Origin of the sequence: Mesorhizobium sp. Pch-S (assembly GCF_004136315.1) — a bacterium.
Classification (GTDB): domain Bacteria; phylum Pseudomonadota; class Alphaproteobacteria; order Rhizobiales; family Rhizobiaceae; genus Mesorhizobium.
This window is the reverse complement of sequence record NZ_CP029562.1, coordinates 5,703,958-5,728,247: the sequence shown is the minus strand read 5'-3', so window position 1 is coordinate 5,728,247 and position 24,290 is coordinate 5,703,958. Positions and strand designations below refer to the sequence as shown.

Here is a 24,290-nt window from a genome sequence, read left to right as displayed (position 1 = left end):
CTGAGCTTACAGTTCTACCATATCGGCCAGCTTGCGCACCGTGTTCCAGTTGCGCGAAGTGCCGATACCAAGCCGCTTGTGGCCAACCGCGCCGAGCAGACGCGAATTCGGTCTCTCCCGCGAAAAGACGATCCAGATATCGCCATTCACCAGTGCGATCTTCTCGTCCGCCGCCGCATAGGACTCCAGCGCATCGAGCGCCGTTGCGGGCACCGGCTGACGCATGACGCGAACAGCGACCTGATCCGCCGTCTCGGCTGATTCCTGCGGAAACGGATTACCCGCTGCGAATGCAGGCCAGCCGGCCGCATCGCGCACGATGATGTCGACATGCCGACCGAAGGCATCTGGAAATGCCGCCTCGAGCTGGTTCTCCAGTTCCCTTATCGGCATTTCAGGCGCATCGAATACCAGGTTGCCGCTGGCGGCGAGCGTGCGCGTGTTGGTGAATCCCAGCCCCTCGGCCATCGCCTTGAGATCGGCCATCACGACGCGACGCTGCGGTGTCAGCACAATGGAATAGAGCAGCGCAATATAGGTCCGCACCGCCCTGCCCTTGTTAAACCATCCGGCTCTGTTCGACGGCCGCCTCGATGAAAGAGGCGAACAGTGGGTGCGGATCCAGCGGACGGCTCTTCAGCTCCGGATGGTACTGCACGCCGATGAACCAGGGATGGTCGGGATATTCGACCGTCTCCGGCAGCACGCCATCGGGAGACATGCCGGCAAAGACCAGCCCGCAGTCTTCCAGTCGCTGCTTGTAGTCGATGTTGACCTCATAGCGATGGCGATGACGTTCGGAAATGTCGGTATCGCCATAGATCGCAGCGATCTTGGAACCGGCTTCCAGCCGTGCATCGTAGGCGCCGAGGCGCATGGTGCCGCCGAGATCGCCGGCGGCCTGCCGCTTCTCCAGCATGTTGCCCTTCAACCACTCCGTCATCAGGCCGACGACCGGCTCCTTGGTCGCGCCGAATTCCGTCGACGAGGCGTTTTCGATGCCTGCCAGCGAACGAGCCGCCTCGATACAGGCCATCTGCATGCCGAAGCAGATGCCGAAATACGGCACCTTGCGCTCGCGGGCGAATTTGGCTGCCAGGATCTTGCCTTCCGAGCCGCGTTCCCCGAAGCCGCCAGGCACCAGGATGCCGTGCACTTTTTCCAGGAACGGTGCCGGGTCTTCCTTCTCGAAGACCTCGCTTTCGATCCAGTCGAGCTTGACCTTGACGCGGTTGGCCAGACCACCATGCGACAATGCCTCGATCAGCGACTTATAGGCATCCTTGAGGCCGGTATATTTGCCGACGATGGCGATGGTAACCTCGCCCTCCGGATTGTGGATGCGTTCCGCCACGCCCTGCCATGGCTCCATGCGCGGCTTCGGCGCCGGCTCGATACCAAAGGCAGCGAGCACTTCCGTGTCCAGTCCTTCGTTGTGATAGGCCATGGGCACGTCGTAGATGTGTCCGACGTCAAGCGCCTGGATGACGGCCGACTCGCGCACGTTGCAGAACAACGACAGCTTGCGGCGCTCTTCCTTCGGGATCGACCGGTCGGCACGCACCAGGAGGATATCGGGCGCAATGCCGATGGAACGCAGTTCCTTGACCGAGTGCTGCGTCGGTTTGGTCTTCAATTCACCAGCTGCCGGAATGTAGGGCATCAGCGTCAGGTGTACGTAGACGGCATTGTTGCGCGGCAGGTCGTTGCCGAGCTGCCGGATGGCTTCCAGGAACGGCATCGCTTCAATGTCGCCCACCGTGCCGCCGATTTCGCACAGCACGAAGTCATAGTCCTCGTTGCCGTCGAGGACGAAGTTCTTGATCTCGTCGGTGACGTGCGGAATGACCTGCACGGTTGCACCGAGATAGTCGCCGCGGCGTTCGCGCTCGATGATGTTCTTGTAGATGCGGCCGGTGGTGATGTTGTCGTTCTGGTTTGCTGAACGACCGGTGAAGCGTTCGTAATGGCCGAGATCGAGATCGGTCTCGGCGCCATCGTCCGTCACAAACACCTCACCGTGCTGGTAAGGCGACATCGTGCCAGGATCGACATTGAGATAGGGGTCGAGTTTTTTGATGCGCGCGCGGTAACCGCGCGCTTGCAACAGGGCTCCGAGAGCCGCTGCGGCTATGCCTTTTCCAAGGGAAGAAACCACGCCGCCGGTGATGAATACATATCGCGCCATGGGAACCATCGCTTAGCGCGGCCTGATCGATTCCGCCAGTGGAAAAACCGCCGCGCGTGGTTTTTCCCGGAACTACTCGCTTGGCCGGGTTGCAGCCAAAACAAAAGGGCCGGCTGGAGCCGGCCCTTCCGCCATTTGTTCGTACCGCGCTACAGGACGACGACCTTGGTGCCCATTTTGACGCGGTTGTAGAGCTCGATGACGTGATCATTGATCATGCGGAAGCAGCCGTTGGAGGAACTGGTGCCGATCGTCTGCGGAGCGATGGTGCCGTGGATGCGCAGATGCGTGTCCTTCTTGCCGTCATAGAGGTAGATGGCGCGCGCGCCGAGCGGGTTCATGCCGCCGCCGGGCATACCGTCCTTGTACTGGCCGTACTTCTTCGGCTCACGTTCCTGCATGTCCTTCGTCGGGATCCAGCGCGGCCATTCCTGCTTGTCGCCAACTGTGGTGTCGCCCTTGTACTGCAGGCCTTCCTTGCCCACCGCGATCGCATAACGACGGGCCGTGGACCAGGATTCAACCAGATAGAGACGGCGTTCAGCGGTGTTGATGACAATGGTGCCGGGCTCATAACCGGTGAAAGTTACCTCTTGCGGCTCATATTCCGCCTTCACCTTGAACGGCTTCTTGGCCGACTTCTTGTCCATGACAGCGTCCAGCGCCCGCGTCTGCGGCAGCATGGACATCGAGGACGAACCGGCATTGCCGCCGAACAGCCCGGCAAACAGACCGTTGTTGTTGCGCGGGCGGGCTTCGCCGGCACGCGGCTCACTGCGCAGCTCGCCATTGTTGCCATTGGCAACAACGTCCTCAGCTTCCGCCGTCAGCGGCTCCTCTACCACCGCCGGCATCGGTTCGATTGGCTTGGCGAGTTCGAGCTTGACCAGTTTCTTTGCCTGCTTGGCGTCCTCCACCGGCTCAGCCGACTGGATGACCGGCTTCTGGCCCTTCTTGGTCAGGAATTCCTGGCGGGCAGCTTCAGCCTTGACCTTGGCAGCCTCGCGCATCGCCATTTTGCGAGCCTCGAGCGCCTTTTCCTTGGCGAGAGCACGCTCTACCAGGACCTGCTTTTCCAGATCCTCGATACGAGCGAGATCGGCGTCGGTCGGTTTCTTTTTCTTCTTGAGCTGCTTCAGCTCGACGGCCGCGCTTTTGGTCTTGGCGCTGTCGGCCTTGGTTGCCTTCGGGTTGGCAGGTGCCGCCGCATAGGCAGGCGCACCGATGGTGAGCGCGGCACAAAGGCCGGCGAGAATGAAACTGCGAAGCCGCATGGCGAAGTTCCGTCCAGAAGAATCGTGTTGCCCACGGCAACAGGCGGCGCCCTCAAGGCACCGCAATTGCCGCAATTTCGCTATAATCGAACAGGTGGCGACCGCTCAAGCCGCTTTGTCCACGGTGCAAGATCGAATCTTCGTGATGGCATCGCATTTGCGCCAACTGTGTTCCAGGAACAACAGGTAATAGTGTTACTGTGCCGTGCCGACAGTTACTTCCTCAGCGACTGTGCCCAATCGGGACACCACGTTTCCGCTCGATCCCGGGAAAATGCTAACCGGCTCAATTCAGGCGTTCGCTCAGCGTGATCGCGACCCAATCGCCGGCACGCTTGCCGATCGCCTTGAGAAGCTCGGCCCTCAGCGGCAGTTTGTGATTGCCATCCCCGAGCGCCATGAACGAACTCTGAAACGCGACGCCATCGACGGTTGCACGAACCTTCACCAACCCCCGCGTCCCAAAAAACTCAGCCGAATGCGGCCAGATGACATAGGTCCAGCCGCCTTTGGTCACGCTTTTGCGTATCTGCGCGTCAAAGGATGTGTCGAGAAATTGTCCCATTCTAACCTCCCGGTGGGTTTCACCAAGGACGCGCGATGTGCCATCGTTCCGACAAGAGGCAGAAGATTTCAGGCGTTCGGCGAGCGCCGCGGCCTCCAGCTAAGCATCTGGTTCAACATCGCCACCGCCTTCGGCCCAATCCTTGAAACCGCCGAGGTTATAGATTTTCTGGTAGCCCATGTCCTTGAGCACCTTGCCGCTCAGCGCCGAGCGCCCACCCGAAGCACAATAGAGAATGAGCGGCCGGTCCTTGCGAAGCTCCGCATTGCGATAGGGCGTCTCCGGGTCGGCGCGGAACTTGAGCATGCCGCGCGAGATGTTGATTGCACCTTTGATCTTGCCGCTGGACAGGACTTCCGGCGCGTCGCGCACGTCGACAACCAGGGCACCCTCACTGGCAACAAGTTTTCGAGCCTCATCCGCCGTAATCTTCGGCACCGCCGCATTCGCGGACGCCATCATCTCTTTGATACTGCTTGGCACTGCCAGGCTCCTCCGGGACGAACCGCACGGAGCCTAGTAGGACCCTTGACCTCTGGATAGCCCCTCGAAAGGCTTACGCCTTGAGGACAAGTCATCGCCAAAAACGAAAACGCCCGCCGGACCGGTCGGCCTGGCAGGCGTTCATGACGGAAAGCCTTCCGTCCAATTCTTACTGGTTTGGAACCTGCGGCTGAGCAGGCTGCTGTGTCGCGGGAGCCGTCGCGCCGTTGGCCGCAGGAGTAGCAGCACCGTTGGCAGGTGCAGCAGGCTGCGTCGACTGCGGCTTGGCAGCATCGCCCGACGGCGGGGTCGGAGCAGTGCTGCCGGCCGGTGCAGCCGGCGTCGTGTTGCCCGGAAGCTGGTCGAGGACGCCCTTGCCACCCGTCTGCTGCGTGATCGGAGCACGATCCAGGAAGTCGGTCGGCTTGCCGCCATAGCGGGCGAAAATCGAAAGGATGAGAGAGGTGGCAAAGAATGCCGCCGCCAGGATCGCGGTTGCCCGCGTCAGCGCGTTGGCTGCACCACGCGCGGTCATGAAACCCGAGCCACCACCGATGCCGAGACCGCCACCTTCCGAGCGTTGCAGGAGCACCACGCCGACAAGCGCGAGCACGATCATGAGATGGATGACGATCAGGACGGTTTGCATTGTCTACCTTGGCAAAACTGGCTCGGACACCAGCGGCGACCGGTGAACAGGTGGCGGCTCATACAATGCTTTCGTGGCATTTCCAAGCCCGGCACCCGAATATGGGGATCGGGGTTGCCTTTGCAACCGCCGACCGGGTTCCTAGAGGCTCCGATAAGCTTCGGCGATGCCGAGAAAGTCGGCCGCCTTCAGGCTGGCGCCGCCGACCAGCGCCCCGTCGACATTGGCAACCCCCAGCAATTCAACTGCATTGGAAGGTTTGACGGACCCCCCGTAAAGAATGCGAATCTTTGCGGCTTCGACTGCCCCGAGCTTCTCGGCAAGTTTCGCGCGGATATGGGCGTGTGCTTCGGCGACATCACCTGCGGTCGGCGTCAAGCCGGTACCGATGGCCCAGACAGGCTCGTAGGCCAGGACAGCATTCACAGCCGTCGCACTCGCGGGCACCGAACCGGCAACCTGACGGGACAGGATATCGAGTGTGGCACCTTGCTCGCGCTGCTCGCGGGTCTCGCCAATGCAGATGATCGCGACAAGACCGGCGCGCCAGGCGGCTTCTGCCTTGGCATGGACGGTCGCATCATCCTCGCCATGGTCGGTGCGACGCTCGGAATGTCCGACGATGACATGGCTGGCACCGGCGTCCTTCAGCATCTCCGCCGAGATATCACCGGTATGCGCACCGTTTTCCCTGCTGTGGCAATCTTCGCCGCCAATCTTGACCGGAGTGCCCGCAACCGCCTCGGCGGCACGCGAAAGCAGCGTTGCCGGAACGCAGACAAGTGCATCGGTCTCCGTGTCCAGGCCACTCATGAAGCCCTGGCTGATCGAACGCAGTTCACCGAGCGAAGCGCCGGTCCCGTTCATCTTCCAGTTGCCTGCCACAAGGGGACGTATACCTGGCGTCATTCTGCGGTTCTCCGATCGTTCTGTTCGCGCCTTCCCTACCAAAAACCGGCCACAAAGCAATCGACAGTAGGCCTGAAGGACGCTATTGCGCTTGGCTTACTTCAAATACGGACATCATCATGCTCTCTACATTGCGAAGCGCGGCGGGAACCTGGGTCGCGAAAGCCCTGCTCTCCCTCTTGGTGGTCAGCTTCGCTGTTTGGGGCATCTCCAGCCGTATGATGGGCACCATTGCCGGGCACCACAGCGTGCTGACGACGGGCGGCACGTCCGTTTCCGTCACGGAATATCGCCTCGCCTACGATCGCGAGCTCAATGTCATGTCGCAGCAGTTCGGCCAGCGCCTGACGCGGGAACAGGCCAAGGCGCTCGGCGTCGACAACCGCGTGCTCGTGCAACTTGTTTCAGGCGCGGTGCTGGATGAGCAGGCCCGCAAGCTTGGCCTTGGCCTCTCCGAGGATCGCGTTGCCGAACTCACCCGCGACGACCCAGCCTTCAAGGGCGGCAATGGCCAGTTCGACCGCCGCCTGTTCGATTACGTGCTGCGCCAGATCGGCATGCGGCCGGAAGACTATCTGAAGAACCGCGTGCAGGTGGCGACCCGCCAGCAGATCGTCGAAGCAGTGTCCGACGGCATGCAGGCGCCGGACACGTTCCTGAAGGCTGTTGCGCTTTATCGCGGCGAAGACCGCACCATCGACTATCTGGTCCTGCCGAAGTCGCTGGTCGAGCCGATCCCGGCGCCGTCCGACAGCGATCTCAGCACCTATTTCGAGGCCAACAAGAAGAAATATGCTGCCCCCGAATACCGGAAGTTCTCCTATGTCCGCCTCGAGCCGGAGGACATCATGGACCTCTCCGCGGTGACCGAGCAGCAGATCAAGGACGACTACGAGAAGAACAAGGCCCGCTACACGACGCCGGAGACGCGCACGATCGAGCAGCTCGTCTTCAAGTCACCCGAAGCGGCAACCGCAGCATTCGATTCGCTGCGCAGCGGCGCGACCTTCGACAAGCTGGTGACAGCCGAAGGCAAGACGCCTGCCGACACGCTGATTGGAACGTTGGCCAAGGACAAGATCGCCGACAAAGCCGTGGCGGAGGCCGCCTTTGCACTCAAGGCCAATGAGGTAAGCCCGGTCGTCAAGGGTGCCTTTGGCCCGGTCTTGCTTCGCGTCACCGAAATCAAGCCGGAAGTGGTGAAGTCGGTGGCCGAAGTCTCCGATCAGATCCGCAAGGAACTGGCCGTCAACGAAGCGAGCCGCATCCTGCTCGATACACACGATTCCTATGAGGATGCACGTGCTGGCGGCTCGACCATGCAGGAAGCCGCCGACAAGCTGAAGCTGAAGGTCGTCCCGATCGAGGCCATCGACCGGACTGGCCAGCGGCCGGACGGTACGGTGGTGACCGGCCTTCCGGAATCCGTGTCTTTGATCCGCGCCATATTCGACGCCGAACAGGGCATCGAGAATGAAGGTCTGACCACCGCCGACAACGGCTATGTCTTTTACGAGTTGAACGGCGTCACGCCGGCGCGTGATCGCACGCTGGACGAAGTGCGCCAGAAGGTAATCGCCGACTGGACCGAGGCCGAAGCTGAAAAGCGGCTTGCGGCCAAGGCGGACGAACTGGAAAAGCGCGTCAAGGCTGGGACCACCCTCGATACCGTCGCCGGCGAACTCAAGCTCGAAAAGCAGACGAAGCGCGGTTTGAAGCGTGAAGCCGACGACGCCGACTTCGGCAAGGAAGGCACCACCGCTGCCTTCGCCGTCGCCGAAGGTGGCTCCGGCATCGTCGCTGCCCCGACAGGTACGGCCAAGATCCTGTTCAAGGTGGCGGAAGTGTTCGAACCGGCTGCCGCCGACGCGTCGGCGGTTCCCGACGACGTCAAGAAGTCCTTCGCATCCGGCATGTCCGACGACCTGCTGGAGGAGATGGTCGCACAGTTGCAGTCGCAGTTCAGCGTCAAGGTCGACCAGGTGGCGATCGAGCAGGCTCAGCAGATCCAATGAGTGCGCTGAAGCCTCATATCGCCAAGGTTGCAGCGGGCAAGACGCTGTCCTTCGAGGAGGCGCGCGAGGCCTTTGACATCATCATGTCGGGCGATGCGACGCCCGGCCAGATCGGCGGCTTCCTGATGGCGCTGCGTGTGCGTGGCGAGGCCGTGAGCGAAATTTCCGGCGCGGTGGCCACCATGCGCGACAAGATGCTGCGCGTGGAGGCCCCAGCCGGAGCAGTCGACATCGTCGGCACCGGCGGGGACGGCTCGCATTCGCTCAACATTTCGACGGCATCCGCTTTCGTCATAGCAGGTGCCGGCGTACCTGTGGCCAAACACGGCAATCGTGGCCTGTCCTCGCAGACTGGTTCGGCCGACGTGTTGACCGGCCTCGGCATCAAGATCGACCTCACGCCCGAAGCGATCGGCGATTGCATTGCCAGGGCAGGCGTCGGCTTCATGTTCGCCCCCTCGCATCATCCGGCCATGAAACATGTCGGCCCGGTGCGTGGCGAGCTCGGCACCCGCACCATCTTCAACCTGCTTGGCCCCCTCTCCAATCCGGCGGGCGTAGGCCGCCAGATGGTCGGCGTGTTCGCCCCGGAATGGATCGTTCCCGTGGCGGAGGCCTTGAAGGCACTTGGTGCCGATCACGCGTGGGTGGCGCATGGCGACGGCTATGACGAAATCACCACGACCGGCGAGACCGACGTGGCTGAGCTGGTTGGCGGTGCGATCCGTACCTTCAAGCTGACGCCGGAGATGGTCGGGTTGAAACGCCACACCAAGCAGGACCTGCGCGGTGGCGATGCCAGCTACAATGCCGAGGCGCTGCGCAGACTGCTTTCCGGCGCACCGGGTGCATATCGTGATACCGTGTTGATGAACGCCGGTGCAGGCCTGGTGGTGGCCGGCCGGGCGGCAACTCTGGAAGACGGGGTGAAACAGGCCGCCACAGCCATCGACACCGGCAAAGCCAGGGCAGTGCTGGAAACGCTGGTCAAGGTTTCCAACGAATAGGTCAGGACCGACGACAATGGCCGATATCCTGCGAAAGATCGAAGCCTACAAGCGCGAAGAGATTGCCGCCGCCAAGGCGCGCCTGCCACTCGTCGAGATCAAGGCGCGCGCTGCCGACGCCGACCGTCCGCGCGGTTTCCTGGCCGCACTCGAAGCCAGGCGAGCTGCCGGCGCCTTTGCGCTCATCGCGGAGATCAAGAAGGCAAGTCCGTCCAAAGGTTTGATCCGCGCCGACTTCGACCCGCCCGTTCTGGCGAGAGCCTATCAGGCAGGCGGAGCTGCCTGTCTGTCGGTGCTGACCGATTCACCTTCATTCCAGGGTGCGCCTGAGTTCCTGACCTCGGCCCGCGAGGCTGTCGCTCTTCCGGCACTGCGAAAGGACTTCCTGTTCGATCCTTACCAGGTTTACGAAGCGCGCGCCTGGGGCGCCGATGCGATCCTCATCATCATGGCAAGTGTCGATGATCAATTGGCTGCAGAGCTTGAAGATACCGCTTTTTTGCTCGGCATGGACGCGCTGGTCGAAGTGCACGACGAGGAAGAGACGGAGCGCGCCTTGAAACTCAGGTCACGCCTGCTCGGCATCAACAATCGCAACCTGCGCACGTTCGAGACCAGTCTCGAAACCTCGGAGCGGCTGGCGGCGATGGTGCCGGCCGATCGATTGCTGGTCAGCGAAAGCGGCATCTTCACCCATGACGATTGCCTCCGAATGGAAAAAAGCGGTATCGGCACCTTCCTCGTCGGCGAAAGCCTGATGCGGCAGGCTGACGTGACGGCGGCAACGCGCGAGTTGCTCGGCCTCGACGCCAAAGCCGAGGCCGTCTGAAGATGTCCGGGAACGCCCTCACCCATCTTGGTGCGCAGGGCGAGGCGCACATGGTCGATGTCGGCGACAAGGGCGAAACGGTGCGCACCGCGGTGGCCGAAGGTTTCGTTTCGATGCAGGCTGCGACGCTGGCCATGATCCTGGACGGAAACGCCAAGAAAGGCGATGTGCTGGGAACCGCCCGCATCGCCGGCATCATGGCCGCCAAAAAGGCGCATGAACTGATCCCGCTCTGCCATCCCCTGCTGTTGACCAAGGTTTCGGTCGATATTGAGCCGGACCATGCCTTGCCAGGATTGAAGGTTACGGCACTTGCCCGCGTCACCGGGAAGACCGGCGTCGAGATGGAAGCGCTGACAGCCGCCTCAGTCGCCTGTCTCACCATCTATGACATGGCTAAGGCAATAGACCGCGCCATGACCATTTCCGGCATAAGGCTGGTAGAGAAAACCGGCGGAAAGTCCGGCGACTACAAGGCGGGTGCCTGATGTCGCTGGTACCGGTCGAAGAAGCGTTGCAGAGACTGCTGAGCGATGCCGAACCGCTCGGTGCGGAGACCGTCGCGTTGGCGGACGCCTTTGATCGCGTGCTGGCGGCACCTTTGGCGGCGCTGCGCACGCAGCCACCTTTCGATGCTTCCGCCATGGATGGCTATGCGACGAAAGCCGCGGACGTTGCGGCAACGCCGGTCCGATTGAAAGTGATCGGCAGCGCGCCCGCAGGTCGGGCGTTCCAGGGCACAGTCGGCATCGGCGAGACGGTGCGCGTCTTTACCGGCGCACCTCTGCCCGCGGGAGCCGACACCATCGTGATCCAGGAAAACGTACGCGATCTCGGCGATGGTACCATCGAGGTTCAGGAGCCGTCGTCCGAAGGGCGCAATGTCCGTCGCAAAGGCCTGGATTTCAATGCCGGCGACGTCTTGCTCAGCAAGGGCCGGGTTCTCGATGCCGCCGCGCTGTCGCTCGCCGCGTCCGCCAACCATCCCGCCCTTGCCGTGGTGCGCCGCCCACTGGTCGCGATCATCGCCACCGGCGACGAATTGCTTCCACCCGGCAGTACGCCAGGGCCGGATCAGATCATCTCGTCCAATGCCTTTGGCGTGGCAGCCGCCGCCCAGTCTGTCGGCGCGCATGCGCTGGATCTTGGCATCGCCCCCGACAACAGGGACGCAATCGCTGCTGCCGTACGGCAGGCAGTCGAGGCTGGCGCCAACGTGATCGTCACCCTGGGCGGCGCTTCCGTCGGAGACCATGATCTCGTCCATCAGGTCCTGACCGGTGAAGGCATGACATTGGATTTCTGGAAACTCGCCATGCGGCCCGGAAAACCGCTGATGTTCGGCCGCATGGGGGCAATCCGCTGTATCGGGCTGCCGGGGAATCCCGTGGCGAGTCTCGTCTGTTCGCAACTTTTCCTGAAACCCTTGCTTGCGCGGCTTGGTGGAAGACCTTTCAGCCAGAACATTCGCGAAGCGCGACTCGCGACCAACATGGGGGCCAATGACCGCCGTCAGGATTACATCCGTGCCCGGATTGAGCAGGACGGCGATACGTTAACGGCCACCCCGTTTGGCGTGCAGGATTCCTCGATGCTCCGAACTCTCTCGGAGGCCAATGGCTTGATCATTCGGGCGCCATATGCGGCAGCAGCTGAGGCCGGCTCGGCCTGCAGCGTGTTGATGCTGCGCTGATCCCGGCGTTCCGGCAGTGAGGTACCAATAGCGAAAACCCTGGCTGACTTCCGTCAGCCAGGGTTCGAACATCGCATCAATTCAGGACTTCGACGATTTCGTGGGTTTCCGGATCCACGAGAACTGTCCTGTTGTCGATGACAGTGTAGCGATAGCGTGTATCGGGAACCTCATAGAGCGTTACTGTCTCGGGCACCCTCGAGCCCAGATTGAGCTCCAAGCCCAGCACATTGATCGAAGCCACCGGATTCTTGTGGACATATTCGCGAATGACGGTCTTCTGCTCCGGTTGGATCACGATCGCATTGGGCCGTGCTTCGGGGACCACCACGGTCCGCGTTTCGGGAACCAACACGGTATCCTGTGCGTAGGTGGCGCCAACGCCTGCGAGCATTGCGCAAACGGCATACATGGGAAGAAGCGTTCTCATCGTTCTCTCCTTTCAAGCACGATTGCTCGAAAGGAGAATGCGGATCGCTTTAGCCCGTTCCCAATGAATTAAGGTCTTGTTGCGGCAACTTTGTGCGAACCAGACCCGAGGCAGCGGTCTCTGAAACAATACCGGGAGCCGACAACAGACTCTGTTCGGACTGAAGCACTAACCATGCAGACTCCTGACCGCGGCTGGCTCCCGATATCCTGTCAGCGGCAGTGATAAGACTGGACGCGCTACCTCGAGCAGTTCACCTGACGATCACTCCACTGAGCGCTTCGGCAAGACAAGATCATCGACCGTGTAGGTGTGGAATTCGCTTTTCGATACGGTGTCGAGTTTCCGGAATTTCTCCACGAACACAGGATCGGAGAAAAATTCATCGACATTGCCGGCGCCCTGGATCGCTTCCACATTGACGACGGTTTCACCATCGGTGCTCCTGGCGAGTGTGCTCCAGAGAAAGCCTTCCTTGCGCTCGGCCACGTAATGCACGACGTCCTGGATAATGGCGAAAGCCTCTTCCTGTTTCCCCGGATGGGCATGGATGACGTTGACGACGAAGGTCGTCGGCTGAGGGGATGCTGAAAAACCTGCGGTGAGTTCGTTCATAAGTGTCTCCATCTGACGATCGCGGCCTTCTTGCCGCGGCGACCTCTGGATATTCAGGACAAACAGGCAGATAAATATTCGTGTGATCTCATTACTAACGAAGAAAATTCCGCAATTGGACAAACTTGGAACACTCGGCATCTTCGTGCAGGTAGCGGAAGCCGGGAGCTTTGTCGGCGCAGCACAACGGCTCGGCCTCACAGCCTCGGCCGTAGGCAAGGCGATCGCCCGGCTCGAAGACGAAATGGGCGCCCGCCTCTTTCACCGCTCGACGCGGAGCATGGCTCTGACCGAAGAAGGAAGTTTCTTCCTCGAAACCTGCCGGCGCATTCAATCGGAATACGAACAAGCGCAGATCCAGCTTTCGAGATCGCAGGCGAGCCCCCGAGGACAGCTTCGCGTCTCTCTGCCGCTTGCAGGCATGCTGTTGATGCCGACCATATCGGCCTTCATGGAACAATATCCGGATATCAATCTCGACCTTGATTTTACGGACCGGCTGGTCGACGTCATCGAAGAGGGCTTTGATGCGGTGATCCGCACGGGAGACATACGGGACACGCGCCTGATGAGCCGCAAACTCGGCACTTTTCGGCACAAAATCGTGGCGGCACCGAAATATCTCGCCAAATACGGTACGCCCGAAGTGCCGGAGGACCTGCTCAATCACCGCTGTCTCCATCATCGTTACGCGAATTCGGGGCGGCTCGAGCCCTGGCCCCTCGTGCGCAGCGGTCGCGACCTGAAACTCGATCTTCCCGTGACCTCCGTTGCCAGCACGCTGGAGCCACTGATCTACCTCGCCGAGCGCTCCTTCGGTATCACCTGCCTGCCGCCGTTCGCCGTGTCTGCGGAACTGGTCGAAGGCACGCTGGTATCACTGCTGACGGATCATCTCAGCGAAACGGGTACGTTCCGAATATTGTGGCCGACAAATCGCCACCTCTCGCCCAAAGTGCGGGTGTTCGTGGATTACATGGCTGAAAATCTATTTGCCGAGCAAGGATGAGACAGTATCTTTTGGCGGCCGGCGACGTGGGATCTCGCAACAGAGAACCGCCAGCCTTCTCGCCACGCTGAACAAAGCGTCAACAAATTCATTAAACTTTAAATGGTTGCGGAACACAAATGGAACAGATAGTGTTTGTTCCGGGTTTGTTTTTCTGATTCCGGTTCCGTTCCACGGAGGGTGGCGATGCTGACACGCAAGCAACACGAGCTCTTGCTCTTCATCCATGAACGGCTGAAGGAAAGTGGAATCCCCCCTTCTTTCGACGAAATGAAGGAGGCGCTGGACCTGGCCTCCAAATCCGGAATCCACCGGCTGATTACTGCTCTCGAGGAGCGTGGCTTCATCCGCCGATTGCCGAACCGGGCTCGCGCGCTGGAAGTGCTACGGTTGCCGGATTCGATTGCTCCCGGCCTCAACGCGGCCAAGAAGTTTTCGCCGGCAGTCATCCAGGGCAGCCTGGGGCGTCCCGTGCCCAAGGAACCGCAACGTCTGCAGGCGCCCAGCAACGACGACGACGTCGCGGTTTCCGTTTCAATCCCCGTCATGGGACGCATTGCTGCCGGTGTACCGATCGACGCGATCCAGCACCGTACCCATTCGATTTCCGTACCGCCGGACATGATTTCGGGGGGCGAGCACTATGCTCTGGAGGTCAAAGGCGATTCCATGATCGAAGCTGGCATTTTCGACGGTGATACGGTCATCATCCGCAACGCCAATTCGGCCAATCCGGGCGAAATCGTCGTCGCACTGGTCGACGAGGAAGAGGCTACACTCAAGCGTTTCCGCCGCAAGGGTGCCTCGATCGCGTTGGAGGCAGCCAATCCTGCCTATGAGACACGGATTTTTGGACCGGACCGGGTCAAGGTGCAGGGTAAACTGGTTGGATTGATCCGCCGTTATTGAGCGCAGGCAGCCAGGAAATTTAGCCGACTACAGCTTTCTGAAGACCGGTTTGTCGGAATAGGCGGAGCGGTTCGAGTTTGTCGGTCTTGGCTTGGATTTGAACGCTTTTTCAGGGCGAGGCGGCAATCCTCTCGCCTCGCGCGTAAATCCTCGCTGGGCATGCCAGGGCCGGTCTTTGATATCGAGCGCGAACAGGATGTTAGCCGGCTTATCAGCCGAAGAATCGAAGCGTACGGCTGCACTGCCGACGCGGGCGAGATCCTGCTTGGTGACAACCAACACTGCCGGATCGTTGCAGGGGTCAGGTGCAGTTGCATCGTCGATGACAATGAGCGACGCGACCCCGCAGGCCGATTTGGCGATGTCGGCACTAGCCGCCGTTACGACGACCGCACCCGACATGTGGCGGGCGAAACACATCCGTCGAGCGCACAGGAATGGCATGCCAGGCGGCATGTCGAGTGCATTTTCGACAGTCAGTTCAGCGTCATTCGAAACATCTTCCGGCAGGATCGTCGTTTCTACGTTGAGCGCCCGGCGCCAGTTGTCGAGCGTGAATGGATTGGGTCGCGCCCGGCTGACAGCAAGCTCGTCACCGGTGATTGGCAAGGCAACGAGACGCGCGTCCTCCGAGATCAACACATCGGGCGTTTCGACATTGCCCATGACAACCAGGCCGGCCAGCACAAAGGGCACCGCCAGCAAGCGCAGCCATGTCGTCGCCATCGCACCGATGGCGAGCGCTACGGCAACGAAGAGCACCGATTGCGTCGAAACGAGACCAACACCATCGACAGGCGAGCGTACCGAAATCCAGTCCGCGATCGCCATCATCACCGTCAGTCCCTTGCCCATCGCATAGAGAAACGGGCCATCGGCGCCAAACGGCATGGCAATCGCACTGAGAACGGCAGCCAGCATGACAAACGAAACCACTGGCATCACGGCAAGGTTCGCGAACAGACTCAAGGGCGAGACCCGCTGGAAATGCCAGACCGCGAACAGTGCCGTGGCAAGCCCGGCGATGATCGAGGTCGCAGCCATGCCAGCAACCGCTATCAGCGACTTGTGCGCGAGGAAACCGGCGAACGAGCGCGCCTGCGGCGCGGGAGCAGGCATGACTTCACGCCGCTGCGCCCAAGCCGCGTAGGCGCCGATCAGGGCAGCAGTCGCGGCAAATGACATCTGGAAAGACGGACCGACCACTTCATGCGGTGCGGTGAGGATCACGATCATCGCCGAGATCGCCAGGTTGCGCATCGACAGCGCCGCTCGGTCGAACAGAACAGCGATCAACATCACCGACAGCATGATGAAACTGCGCTCCGCCGCCACCACCACCCCGGAGATCGCGAGATAGGCGGATATGGAGCAAAGGGCTGCGAAGGCAGCATATTTCTTGACCGGCCGGCGCGCCGAGAAATCCGGAAACAGCGCGAAAGCGCCGCGTAGCAGGAACATCACGGTTCCTGCGACCAATGCCATGTGCAGGCCTGAAATCGAAATGATGTGATAGATGCCCGTCCTTCGCATCGCTTCATTGACGGAGTCCGGAATGCCGGCGCGCACGCCGACGATCAGTGCCGCAGCGATCTCACCTTCCGGCCCACCAATCGAGGCACGGATGCGATCCGCAATCGTTTCGCGTGCAGTCTCGATGGCAACCGACAGCCGCGTCGAGAGCGGCGTGGAACCCTCCAGTGCAACAACCCTGGGCTTTCCCATGAAGAAGCCCGTCGCGCCGATTCCATCAAAATAGCTTTCGAAGGAAAAATCATAGCCGCCGGGCCGCACCGGGCCGGCAGGCGGCATCAGCCGGGCATAGCCGGAGACGATCGATCCGGCGCGGATATCGGCCGGCATTGCCAAGGCCGATAGCCGCACCCGCTCAGGCTGATAGCGCAGCTTGGGTCTTTCAGTGTCGATGACGTCGAGCGTCAATCGCGTGCGTCCACTGGCCATCGGCTCGACCGAAACGACCCGGCCCGTCACGCTGGTCGACACCTGCGCTGCCAGCATGCCGCCCGGCATGCGCCACGTCTCGACCTTTCCGGCGAGGACGCCGAGTACGAGTAACAGGGCGGTCGTCACTGCGAGATGCACGGCAGGGCGGGATCGCAAAAGCAGCGCAACGACAGCGAGGGCGAGGCAGCCTGCAATCAACTGCGCGAAGGCCGGCTCGTGATCGAGGGAGAAGTAGATCGTCGCCCCCGCCCCGAGAAAAACCGGCGCAAACAGGAACGCCATGCCGCGATCGAACTCCAATGCGATCGCCTTGGCGAACAGGTCTCTGCCAATCAGCTTTCGCAAATCTTGCCAGCGGGTTGTCGGCCATTGCCGGTCGCCTGGAGGCATGCCCCCGGCATCGGAACCAGGATGCCGGGGGGCAGAGATCAGATCATCGAGCGGCGATGACCTTCTGATCGGCCGAGTGTCAGGCGATGCTGCCGCAGCCTGACCGTCATTCACCGGGGAAGACGCGAACAGAAGACGCTCGTTGATGCCTTGTTCGGCATCAGCGCCCCCTCGCCCAACCCTCCCCGGTCCAGCCATCGGGCCTGCCCCTTGCGCCCCTGACCTCCTATGCTACATGAACGCCCAAACAACGAAAGTCCGCGCTCCCGCGCTTCTTCCCGAGAGTTCCATGCCCGATCAGGTCGTAACCCGTTTCGCTCCCTCTCCCACCGGTTATCTGCACATTGGCGGTGCACGTACGGCGCTGTTCAACTGGCTCTATGCCAAGCACACCAATGGCAAGATGCTGTTGCGTATCGAGGATACCGACCGCGAGCGCTCGACTGACGCCGCCACCGCCGCCATCCTCGAAGGATTGACCTGGCTGGGCATGACCTGGGACGGCGAGGCCGTTTCGCAATTCCAGCGTGCCGCCCGCCACCGCGAAGTCGCCGAGGAACTGGTGCGGCTGGGCAAGGCCTACTATGCCTATGAGACGCCAGCCGAGCTGGATGCCATGCGTGAGTCCGCCCGCGCGCAGGGACTACCGCCGCGCTACAACGGCCATTGGCGCGACCGTGATGCTTCCGAGGCTCCGAAGGGTGTGGCAGGTGCGATCCGCATCAAGGTGCCGCGCGAAGGCGAGACCGTTGTCAGCGATCTCGTGCAGGGAGAGGTGCGCTTTCCCAACAAGGATCTCGACGATTTCATCATCCTGCGCTCGGACGGCGTGCCGACCTACATGCACGCTGTCGTGGTCGACGATCATGATATGGGTGTCACCCATATCATCCGGGGCGACGATCACCTGACCAACGCTGCCCGGCAGACCGCCATCTACCGTGCCATGGGCTGGGATGTGCCGAAGATGGCGCATATCCCGCTGATCCACGGCGCGGATGGCGCAAAGCTGTCCAAGCGTCATGGCGCGCTCGGCGTCGAGGCCTATCGCGCCATGGGCTACCTGCCGGAGGCGCTGCTCAACTATCTTGCCCGCCTTGGCTGGAGCCATGGTGATGATGAAGTCATGTCGATCGAACAGATGGTGTCGTGGTTCGATATCTCCGACGTCAACAAGGGTGCTGCCCGCTTCGACTTTGCCAAGCTCGAGGCACTGAACGGCGTGCACATGCGCGGCATGGATGATGCAGCGCTGACCAAGGTGTTTTTCGATACGCTGCCTCATCTGCCCAACGGCGAAGCGCTGGCCACTCAGCTGGATGAGAAGAAGAAAGTCCAGGTGCAGCAGGCGATGCCCGGCCTGAAGGAACGCGCCAAGACGCTGGTGGAACTGGCCGACAGCCTCTACTTCATCGCCGCCCAGCGCCCGCTGCAACTGGACGAAAAAGCAGCCTCATTGCTCGACGCTGACGCCAAGGCTGTTCTCAAAGCCGTGCTCGGCCATTTCCAGGCGCTTGGTGAGTGGACCGGCGCCACGACCGAAGCCGCGGTACGTGCCTATGCCGAGACGGCGGGCGTCAAGCTCGGCAAGGTGGCGCAGCCTTTGCGCGCGGCATTGACCGGCCGCAGCACCTCACCGGGCGTTTTCGACGTACTGGCCGTGCTTGGTCGTGACGAAAGTCTTGCTCGCATCGCGGATCAAATCGATTAGGAGTTCTGGTCCAAGAACTTTAGCATTGAAAGGTTTCTTTTGCGGTGCAACATTGCCGCCGGATCAATCAGCCCTAACTATTCCGGCGGCTGTAATCTCGTGCATTTCAAGGGCTTGTGGCGTTCCGCGTAGCGGACCGTCTTGGCCTGCAGACAAGGGAACAAGAAGGAGTTTGCGATGACCGGACAGACGGCAAAACTGGAGCTCGACGGCAAGACGCACGAGTTCAAGGTCCGAAGCGGTTCGGTCGGTCCGGACGTTATCGACATCGGTGCGCTCTATTCGACGACCGGAGCTTTCACCTACGATCCCGGCTTCACATCGACGGCGAGTTGCGAGTCGGCCATCACCTACATCGACGGCGATGCCGGCGTGCTCCTTCACCGAGGCTACCCGATCGACCAGCTCGCCGAACACGGCGATTTCCTGGAAGTGTGCTACCTGCTGCTCTACGGCGAACTGCCGACCAAGGCGCAGAAAGACGACTTCGACTACCGCGTCACGCGCCACACGATGGTGCACGAGCAGATGACCCGGTTCTTCACCGGTTTCCGCCGCGACGCGCACCCGATGGCGGTCATGTGCGGCGTGGTCGGCGCCCTGTCGGCCTTCTACCACGACTCGACCGACATTTCCGACCCTTACCAGCGCATGGTTGCGTCCGTGCGCCTCATAGCCAAAATGCCGACGATAGCGGCAATGGCCTACAAGTACCACATTGGCCAGCCCTTCGTTTACCCGAAGAACGAGCTCAATTTCGCCGCCAACTTCCTGCATATGTGCTTTGCCGTGCCTTGCGAGGAGTACAAGGTCAATCCGGTGCTCGCGCGCGCCATGGAGCGCATCTTTATCCTGCATGCCGACCATGAGCAGAACGCCTCGACCTCCACGGTGCGCCTGGCCGGCTCCTCGGGCGCCAATCCCTTCGCCTGCATCGCGGCCGGCATCGCCTGCCTGTGGGGACCGGCGCACGGTGGCGCCAACGAGGCCGCGCTCAACATGCTGTCCGAGATCGGCAGCGTCGACCGCATCCCGGAATACATCGCCCGCGCCAAGGACAAGAATGATCCGTTCCGCCTGATGGGCTTTGGCCACCGCGTCTACAAAAACTACGATCCGCGCGCCAAGATCATGCAGAAGACCACGCACGAGGTGCTGGGTGAACTCGGCATCAAGGACGATCCGACGCTCGACGTTGCGATCGAACTTGAGAGGATCGCGCTGACCGATGAGTATTTCATCGAGAAGAAGCTCTATCCGAATATCGACTTCTATTCGGGCATCACGTTGAAGGCGCTCGGCTTCCCGACCACCATGTTCACCGTGCTGTTCGCTGTCGCCCGCACCGTCGGCTGGATCGCGCAGTGGAAGGAAATGATCGAGGATCCGCATCAGAAGATCGGTCGCCCACGGCAGCTCTACACCGGCGCGCCCGAGCGCGACTATGTGCCCATCGCCAAGCGTTGATCGTTCACATCCAGGCTGACGTTTCGCCGCCTCTCATGCACCGCATGAGGGGCGGTTTTTCGTCGAGAGAAGCGGTGCAAGCGGTTCTTTTGGTCGATTTATGCGCGCCAGCCGCACGGCCGAGCTCACGACTTCCTCAACAACAGTTGATTTCAGGCGGCTCTCATGTGACCGGAGCCCGGTGGTTAATGTCCCGAATCCCCGCTAGGTGCGGAATTGGCAGCGCACGCTGCATTTGAGATCACCCGCAACCATTCAACCAAGATATTGAGGGATATTATGCAATTTGGTTTTCTGCAGTCCTGGGCACCACAGCTGCTCAGCATCCTGCGCATCACGACCGCAGCCACTTTCCTGACCCACGGCACCATGAAGCTGCTCGGCTGGCCGGCCCCATTCCCCTACCCGCTCAATGGCCTGACCACGACGGCTGCCGTCCTGGAAATCATCGGGGGCCTGTTGCTGATCATTGGTTTGTTCTCGCGCCCGGTCGCTTTCATCCTCTCCGGCCTGATGGCATTCGCCTACTTCATCGCACATGCCCCGCAGGGCTTCTTCCCGGTCCTCAACGGTGGTGAAGCCGCCATGCTCTTCTGTTTCGTGTTTCTCTTCATCGCCGCGGCTGGTCCCGGCGCGTGGAGCGTCGACGCGGCGCTTGGCAAAGACAAGTAGTCAGACCGCAAACTTCCGACCATCGATGGACAGCCGGCTACGTGGCCGGCTGTTTTCGTTTCGGCACCGGCGGCTCCTGACTCAACTCTGTCAGGAGGACATGGCTATTCTCGGTTCGGTTCTTTTCACGGAGCATGCCGAGATGCTGAACGCATTTGAGACCCGGTCCGTCACCCTGCAATCCATGCTGCTGGTGACTTTTCAGGCACCAATGGAAGACGTCGATCGTATCATGACCAACGTCACCGCGATCATCCCGCTCGTCATGGGCAAATATGACAGCAATTCCTATCAGACCGCCGAGGGCATGGAACGCTATCGCCCCCTGCAGGGCGCGGCAGCAGGGCCGGAATCTGAACTCCGCAAGCGCCCCGGGGTCGTCGAAGTATTTTTTGAAATACCCGAGGACCAACAGCTGGCTGAGAAGGTGGTCGAGGCAATCTTTCAAGCCCACAGCTACCAGGAGCCCGTAATCCGCATCCAGTCGATCCTCGGCAGCCGATCAAGGGGCCTGGATGACAGCAAGAACCCTAACCGTTGGTGGAACACGACGGGTGACTGGAAGAAAAATGCCGAACTCGTCCAATCCGGCTCAGCAGGCTGAGCCGCCAGCTTCGCGACTGCTGGCTTAGCGGCGCTTTCCTATCTCACCGAGAACCACCTGCGCGGCGATCTCCCCCGCAGGATGGTCAGTCGCCATGCGACGACGCACCTCGGAAAATCCGTCCTTCTGCCAGGAACGCAGACCACCGTCCGACCACAAGGCTTCGATCTGGCGGGCAAGATTCTGCGGCCGCACATAGATGTCATAGAATTCGGTCACCAGCGCACGGTCGGCAATGAGGTTCGGCAACAATGCAGACCAGGTGGTGATGAGTTTCTGGAGCAACTTCGCCACCGGGTCGAGTTTGTAGGTCGACACCATCGGCACGCCCGACAATGCCAGTTCCAATGACACGGTACCGGACGCGATCAACGCAGCGTCGGCTTCGCCAAACGCCTGCCATTTGCGTGCCGCATCCAGGATGATTTCCGGCTGTTGCGGCCAGGACGAAACGGTAGCCTTTACGAACTCCGCCACATGCGGCACGGTCGGCAGCAACAAGCGCATCCTGTGGCCGCGCTCGGCCAGCACGGCGACGGTTTCTCCGAATGGTTCGAGCAGCTTCTTCACCTCGCCACGCCGTGAGCCCGGCAGAAGCAGGAGCGTCTTTTCCCGGTCTACACCAAGATCACGAGGCGCGTTCTGCGTTGCAGCAGCACGCAACACATTGGCATCGTGGCTCAGTCTGTGGCCGACATAGGTTCCTTGCGGCCCGCCGAGACGCTCCAACGCCTTCGCCTCGAACGGCAGGATGCAAAGGATGTGATCGACGTATGGTTTCATCGCCGGCGCCCTGCCCGGTCGCCATGCCCAGACGCTCGGACATACATAGTGCACGATCGGAATGGTCGGGTTGGCCGCGCGTACCTTTTTCGCCACGCGCAGCGAAAAATCCGGGCTGTCGATGGTAACAAGGCAGTCTGGCTTTTCGGTCGCAATCAGCGAGGCAACCTGGCCGATACGGCGGATCAAGCGTGGCAAGCCGGCGAGCACGGCACTGAAGCCCATCAGCGCGATCTCGCTGGCATCGAATGGCGGGGTCAGACCAAGCGCCTTGAGATGACGCCCGCCAAGACCGACGAGCCGGATCTCACGACCAGTCTTTGCCTTTAGCGCAGCGATCAGATCGGCACCCAGCAGATCACCGGACTCCTCACCTGCCACAATGGCGATCCTGAGCGGCCCAGCCGTCATGTGATCCGCTCCTTGGCTGGCAGGCCGACCACAAAAAGGCCGAGTGCATCCGCCCTTGCAATAACCGCCGCACTATCCAGAACCAGCGAGCGGCCAGCTTCCACAGCGATGCCCGCCAGACCAGCAGCGTGAGCGCCCTCGACTGTCTGCAAGCCGATGGAAGGCAAATCGACCCTGAGCTCTTGCCCAGGCTTGGCGCATTTGACCAACACGCCGCCTTTCTTTCCGGCCAGCCGGCCGTGTCCGCGCAATTCTCTCACGCGCGCCAGCAAGCCGTCCGTTCCTTCGATCCCCTCCAGCGCGATGGCGCGACCGCCGATCGCCACTGCACCCTGCCCTATGTCGAGCATGCCGATGGCGATCGCAGCCTCGTGTGCAGCCTCGATATCCTTCCAGTCGGCCCTGGACGGGGCAAGACGGGTCAACGCCCCTTCTTCCGCCGTCAGGTTCGGGACGATCTGATGTGCCCCGACAACGATGAAACCACGCGCCTCGAGCCCGCGAACCACCACCTTGAGGAGGCCGTCATCCCCCCGTGCCAGCGCGGAAACAACAAGAGGAACAACGGCTAGCAGACCGAGGTTGAAGCGCATGGCTCCAAGCCGTGGTCGTCGCTTTATTTCGCCGGCGAGCACGACATGCGTGATGCCGCGGCGTTTCAGGATACCGACCAGCGAACCGATGTTCTCAAGCGAAAGCACCTCGTGCTCAAATTGCCCGAGCCCGCTCTCCGGCAAAGCCTCACCCTGCACCATCAGGATGAAGGGCTTATGCCCCTGTTCGCTGAGCCCATCGGCAACGTCGGTTGGAAGCCTGCCACCACCGGCAATGATACCGACCCTGGCGTCCGGCGGGAGCTGAAGGCGGCTACCGCCCTCAGCTGTCGTCGTCGGCGTCGTCATCGGCCCCGCCCTTCAGCGGCGGCACGGTGTAGTGCCGCTTGCCACGGCTGGTAATGAAGTCGATGATCTTCATCGCCGCTGGCGAACCGGAAAACTCGGCCTTGGCCAGCTCGACATTCTCGGCAACAGTGCGCGACGGATCGAAGATCGCGCGGTAGGCGCGCCGAAGCAGGTATATTTCGGAGCGCGGCAGACCGGCCCGTTTCAAGCCGACGATATTCAGGCCGCGCAGCTTGGCGCGGTTGCCCATGGCAATGGCATAAGGAATGACATCGCCAACGAAGGCGGAGCAGCCGGCCAGGAAAGCATTATCGCCAACACGCACGAACTGGTGAACGGCACTCAGGCCGCCGATATAGACATTGTCGCCGACCTCGCAATGACCACCAAGCGTTGCGCCATTGGCGAATGTCGCGTTCTTGCCGACAACGCTATCATGACCGATATGTGCATAGGCAAGGAAATTGCCGTTGTCCCCAACGGTCGTTTCGCCACGGCTGTTGTCGGTGCCGAGATGCATCGTCACGTTTTCACGGATGGTGCAATTGGCCCCTATGACCAGTGTCGTGCGGCCACCCTTGTGCTTCGTGTTCTGCGGCGGTCCGCCCAGCACGGTCATCGGCCAAACTTTGGTACCGGCGCCGATGGTCGTTCCGCCCAGCACGGAGACGTGGCTCACCAGTTCGACATTGTCGCCAATAACCGTATCGGATCCGACATGGCAGAATGGCCCGATGCGGGCTCCGACGCCGATCTGGGCACCGGACTCAACAACGGCGGCGGAATGAATGAACGTTTCGGTTGTCATGC

24 protein-coding genes are annotated in these 24,290 nt (G+C 61.3%); 11 read left to right on the top strand and 13 right to left on the bottom strand.

All coding sequences use genetic code 11. The features are described from left to right. Positions 1–6: 6 nt before the first annotated feature. From C1M53_RS27055 to tpiA, 7 genes are all read right to left on the bottom strand, one after another. The gene (locus tag C1M53_RS27055; protein ID WP_129415118.1) at positions 7–546 is read right to left on the bottom strand and encodes a DUF1697 domain-containing protein; all 540 of its coding nucleotides are present in this window, start codon (positions 544–546) and stop codon (positions 7–9) included. Between the two features lie 13 nt (positions 547–559). Continuing rightward, positions 560–2,197 (bottom strand): CTP synthase, encoded by a 1,638-nt coding sequence (locus tag C1M53_RS27050; protein ID WP_281040909.1) that lies wholly within the window; start codon positions 2,195–2,197, stop codon positions 560–562. Positions 2,198–2,337: 140 nt separating this feature from the next. Beyond that, positions 2,338–3,462 (bottom strand): L,D-transpeptidase, encoded by a 1,125-nt coding sequence (locus C1M53_RS27045; RefSeq protein WP_129415115.1) that lies wholly within the window; start codon positions 3,460–3,462, stop codon positions 2,338–2,340. Positions 3,463–3,748: 286 nt separating this feature from the next. Continuing rightward, positions 3,749–4,027 carry a DUF1905 domain-containing protein gene (locus C1M53_RS27040; protein ID WP_129415113.1) on the bottom strand — a complete coding sequence of 93 codons (279 nt, stop codon included), beginning with the start codon at positions 4,025–4,027 and terminating at the stop codon, positions 3,749–3,751. Between the two features lie 99 nt (positions 4,028–4,126). After that, positions 4,127–4,510: a rhodanese-like domain-containing protein gene (locus tag C1M53_RS27035; protein ID WP_129415111.1), complete on the bottom strand. Its 384-nt coding sequence runs from the start codon at positions 4,508–4,510 to the stop codon at positions 4,127–4,129. A gap of 169 nt (positions 4,511–4,679) precedes the next feature. Next, positions 4,680–5,159: a preprotein translocase subunit SecG gene (gene secG / locus C1M53_RS27030; RefSeq protein ID WP_129415109.1), complete on the bottom strand. Its 480-nt coding sequence runs from the start codon at positions 5,157–5,159 to the stop codon at positions 4,680–4,682. Between the two features lie 141 nt (positions 5,160–5,300). Further along, on the bottom strand, positions 5,301–6,068 hold the full coding sequence (gene tpiA, locus C1M53_RS27025; protein ID WP_129415107.1) for a triose-phosphate isomerase: 768 nt from the start codon (positions 6,066–6,068) through the stop codon (positions 5,301–5,303). A 119-nt stretch (positions 6,069–6,187) separates the two neighbouring features. Here tpiA and C1M53_RS27020 point away from each other — a divergent pair, with 119 nt between their 5' ends. Genes C1M53_RS27020 through glp form a run of 5 tightly spaced genes read left to right on the top strand, consistent with a single transcriptional unit; the run spans position 6,188 to position 11,612 of the window. Beyond that, positions 6,188–8,083 carry a SurA N-terminal domain-containing protein gene (locus C1M53_RS27020; RefSeq protein WP_129415106.1) on the top strand — a complete coding sequence of 632 codons (1,896 nt, stop codon included), beginning with the start codon at positions 6,188–6,190 and terminating at the stop codon, positions 8,081–8,083. Then, positions 8,080–9,090: an anthranilate phosphoribosyltransferase gene (trpD, locus tag C1M53_RS27015; protein ID WP_129415104.1), complete on the top strand. Its 1,011-nt coding sequence runs from the start codon at positions 8,080–8,082 to the stop codon at positions 9,088–9,090. Before C1M53_RS27020 ends, trpD begins: the two co-directional genes overlap by 4 nt. 16 nt (positions 9,091–9,106) lie before the next feature. Then, on the top strand, positions 9,107–9,919 hold the full coding sequence (gene trpC, locus C1M53_RS27010) for an indole-3-glycerol phosphate synthase TrpC (RefSeq protein WP_129415102.1): 813 nt from the start codon (positions 9,107–9,109) through the stop codon (positions 9,917–9,919). A 2-nt stretch (positions 9,920–9,921) separates the two neighbouring features. Beyond that, entirely contained in the window at positions 9,922–10,407 is a 486-nt protein-coding gene (moaC, locus tag C1M53_RS27005; RefSeq protein ID WP_129415100.1) for a cyclic pyranopterin monophosphate synthase MoaC, read from the top strand. Next, positions 10,407–11,612 (top strand): gephyrin-like molybdotransferase Glp, encoded by a 1,206-nt coding sequence (gene glp, locus C1M53_RS27000; RefSeq protein WP_129415099.1) that lies wholly within the window; start codon positions 10,407–10,409, stop codon positions 11,610–11,612. Before moaC ends, glp begins: the two co-directional genes overlap by 1 nt. Positions 11,613–11,688: 76 nt before the next feature. Here glp and C1M53_RS26995 read toward each other — a convergent pair whose 3' ends face one another. Together C1M53_RS26995 and C1M53_RS26990 are read right to left on the bottom strand one after the other, a co-directional pair. Further along, the gene (locus tag C1M53_RS26995; protein ID WP_129415097.1) at positions 11,689–12,042 is read right to left on the bottom strand and encodes a DUF1236 domain-containing protein; all 354 of its coding nucleotides are present in this window, start codon (positions 12,040–12,042) and stop codon (positions 11,689–11,691) included. Positions 12,043–12,306: 264 nt separating this feature from the next. Beyond that, entirely contained in the window at positions 12,307–12,657 is a 351-nt protein-coding gene (locus C1M53_RS26990) for an antibiotic biosynthesis monooxygenase (RefSeq protein WP_245488304.1), read from the bottom strand. 115 nt (positions 12,658–12,772) lie between these two features. Between C1M53_RS26990 and C1M53_RS26985 the strand changes: the two genes are divergently transcribed. Together C1M53_RS26985 and lexA are read left to right on the top strand one after the other, a co-directional pair. Continuing rightward, a complete protein-coding gene (locus C1M53_RS26985) occupies positions 12,773–13,666 on the top strand; it encodes a LysR family transcriptional regulator (protein ID WP_129415094.1) in 894 nt (297 codons plus the stop codon). A gap of 186 nt (positions 13,667–13,852) precedes the next feature. Continuing rightward, positions 13,853–14,575 carry a transcriptional repressor LexA gene (gene lexA / locus C1M53_RS26980; protein WP_129415092.1) on the top strand — a complete coding sequence of 241 codons (723 nt, stop codon included), beginning with the start codon at positions 13,853–13,855 and terminating at the stop codon, positions 14,573–14,575. Positions 14,576–14,602: 27 nt separating this feature from the next. Here lexA and C1M53_RS26975 read toward each other — a convergent pair whose 3' ends face one another. Then, positions 14,603–16,885 (bottom strand): ComEC/Rec2 family competence protein, encoded by a 2,283-nt coding sequence (locus C1M53_RS26975; protein ID WP_348630012.1) that lies wholly within the window; start codon positions 16,883–16,885, stop codon positions 14,603–14,605. A gap of 334 nt (positions 16,886–17,219) precedes the next feature. Between C1M53_RS26975 and gltX the strand changes: the two genes are divergently transcribed. The 4 genes from gltX (at position 17,220) to C1M53_RS26955 (ending at position 21,384) form a co-directional block, all read left to right on the top strand. Then, entirely contained in the window at positions 17,220–18,641 is a 1,422-nt protein-coding gene (gltX, locus tag C1M53_RS26970; protein WP_129415088.1) for a glutamate--tRNA ligase, read from the top strand. A gap of 177 nt (positions 18,642–18,818) precedes the next feature. Further along, positions 18,819–20,108: a citrate synthase gene (gene gltA / locus C1M53_RS26965; RefSeq protein ID WP_129415086.1), complete on the top strand. Its 1,290-nt coding sequence runs from the start codon at positions 18,819–18,821 to the stop codon at positions 20,106–20,108. A gap of 279 nt (positions 20,109–20,387) precedes the next feature. Beyond that, positions 20,388–20,780, top strand: coding sequence for a DoxX family protein (locus tag C1M53_RS26960; RefSeq protein WP_129416383.1), 393 nt, complete (start codon positions 20,388–20,390; stop codon positions 20,778–20,780). Positions 20,781–20,922: 142 nt separating this feature from the next. After that, entirely contained in the window at positions 20,923–21,384 is a 462-nt protein-coding gene (locus C1M53_RS26955) for a hypothetical protein (RefSeq protein WP_129416382.1), read from the top strand. 24 nt (positions 21,385–21,408) lie between these two features. On the opposite strand, the gene lpxB is transcribed toward C1M53_RS26955, so the two are convergent. The 3 genes from lpxB to lpxA are packed head-to-tail and all read right to left on the bottom strand — an operon-like array spanning position 21,409 to position 24,288. Beyond that, complete coding sequence (lpxB, locus tag C1M53_RS26950) at positions 21,409–22,578, bottom strand: lipid-A-disaccharide synthase (protein ID WP_129415085.1); 1,170 nt, start codon at positions 22,576–22,578, stop codon at positions 21,409–21,411. Beyond that, positions 22,575–23,480, bottom strand: coding sequence for a UDP-2,3-diacylglucosamine diphosphatase LpxI (lpxI, locus tag C1M53_RS26945; RefSeq protein ID WP_129415083.1), 906 nt, complete (start codon positions 23,478–23,480; stop codon positions 22,575–22,577). Before lpxI ends, lpxB begins: the two co-directional genes overlap by 4 nt. Further along, positions 23,455–24,288 carry an acyl-ACP--UDP-N-acetylglucosamine O-acyltransferase gene (gene lpxA / locus C1M53_RS26940; protein ID WP_129415081.1) on the bottom strand — a complete coding sequence of 278 codons (834 nt, stop codon included), beginning with the start codon at positions 24,286–24,288 and terminating at the stop codon, positions 23,455–23,457. The genes lpxI and lpxA overlap by 26 nt, the downstream gene beginning before the upstream one ends. Positions 24,289–24,290: the final 2 nt, after the last annotated feature.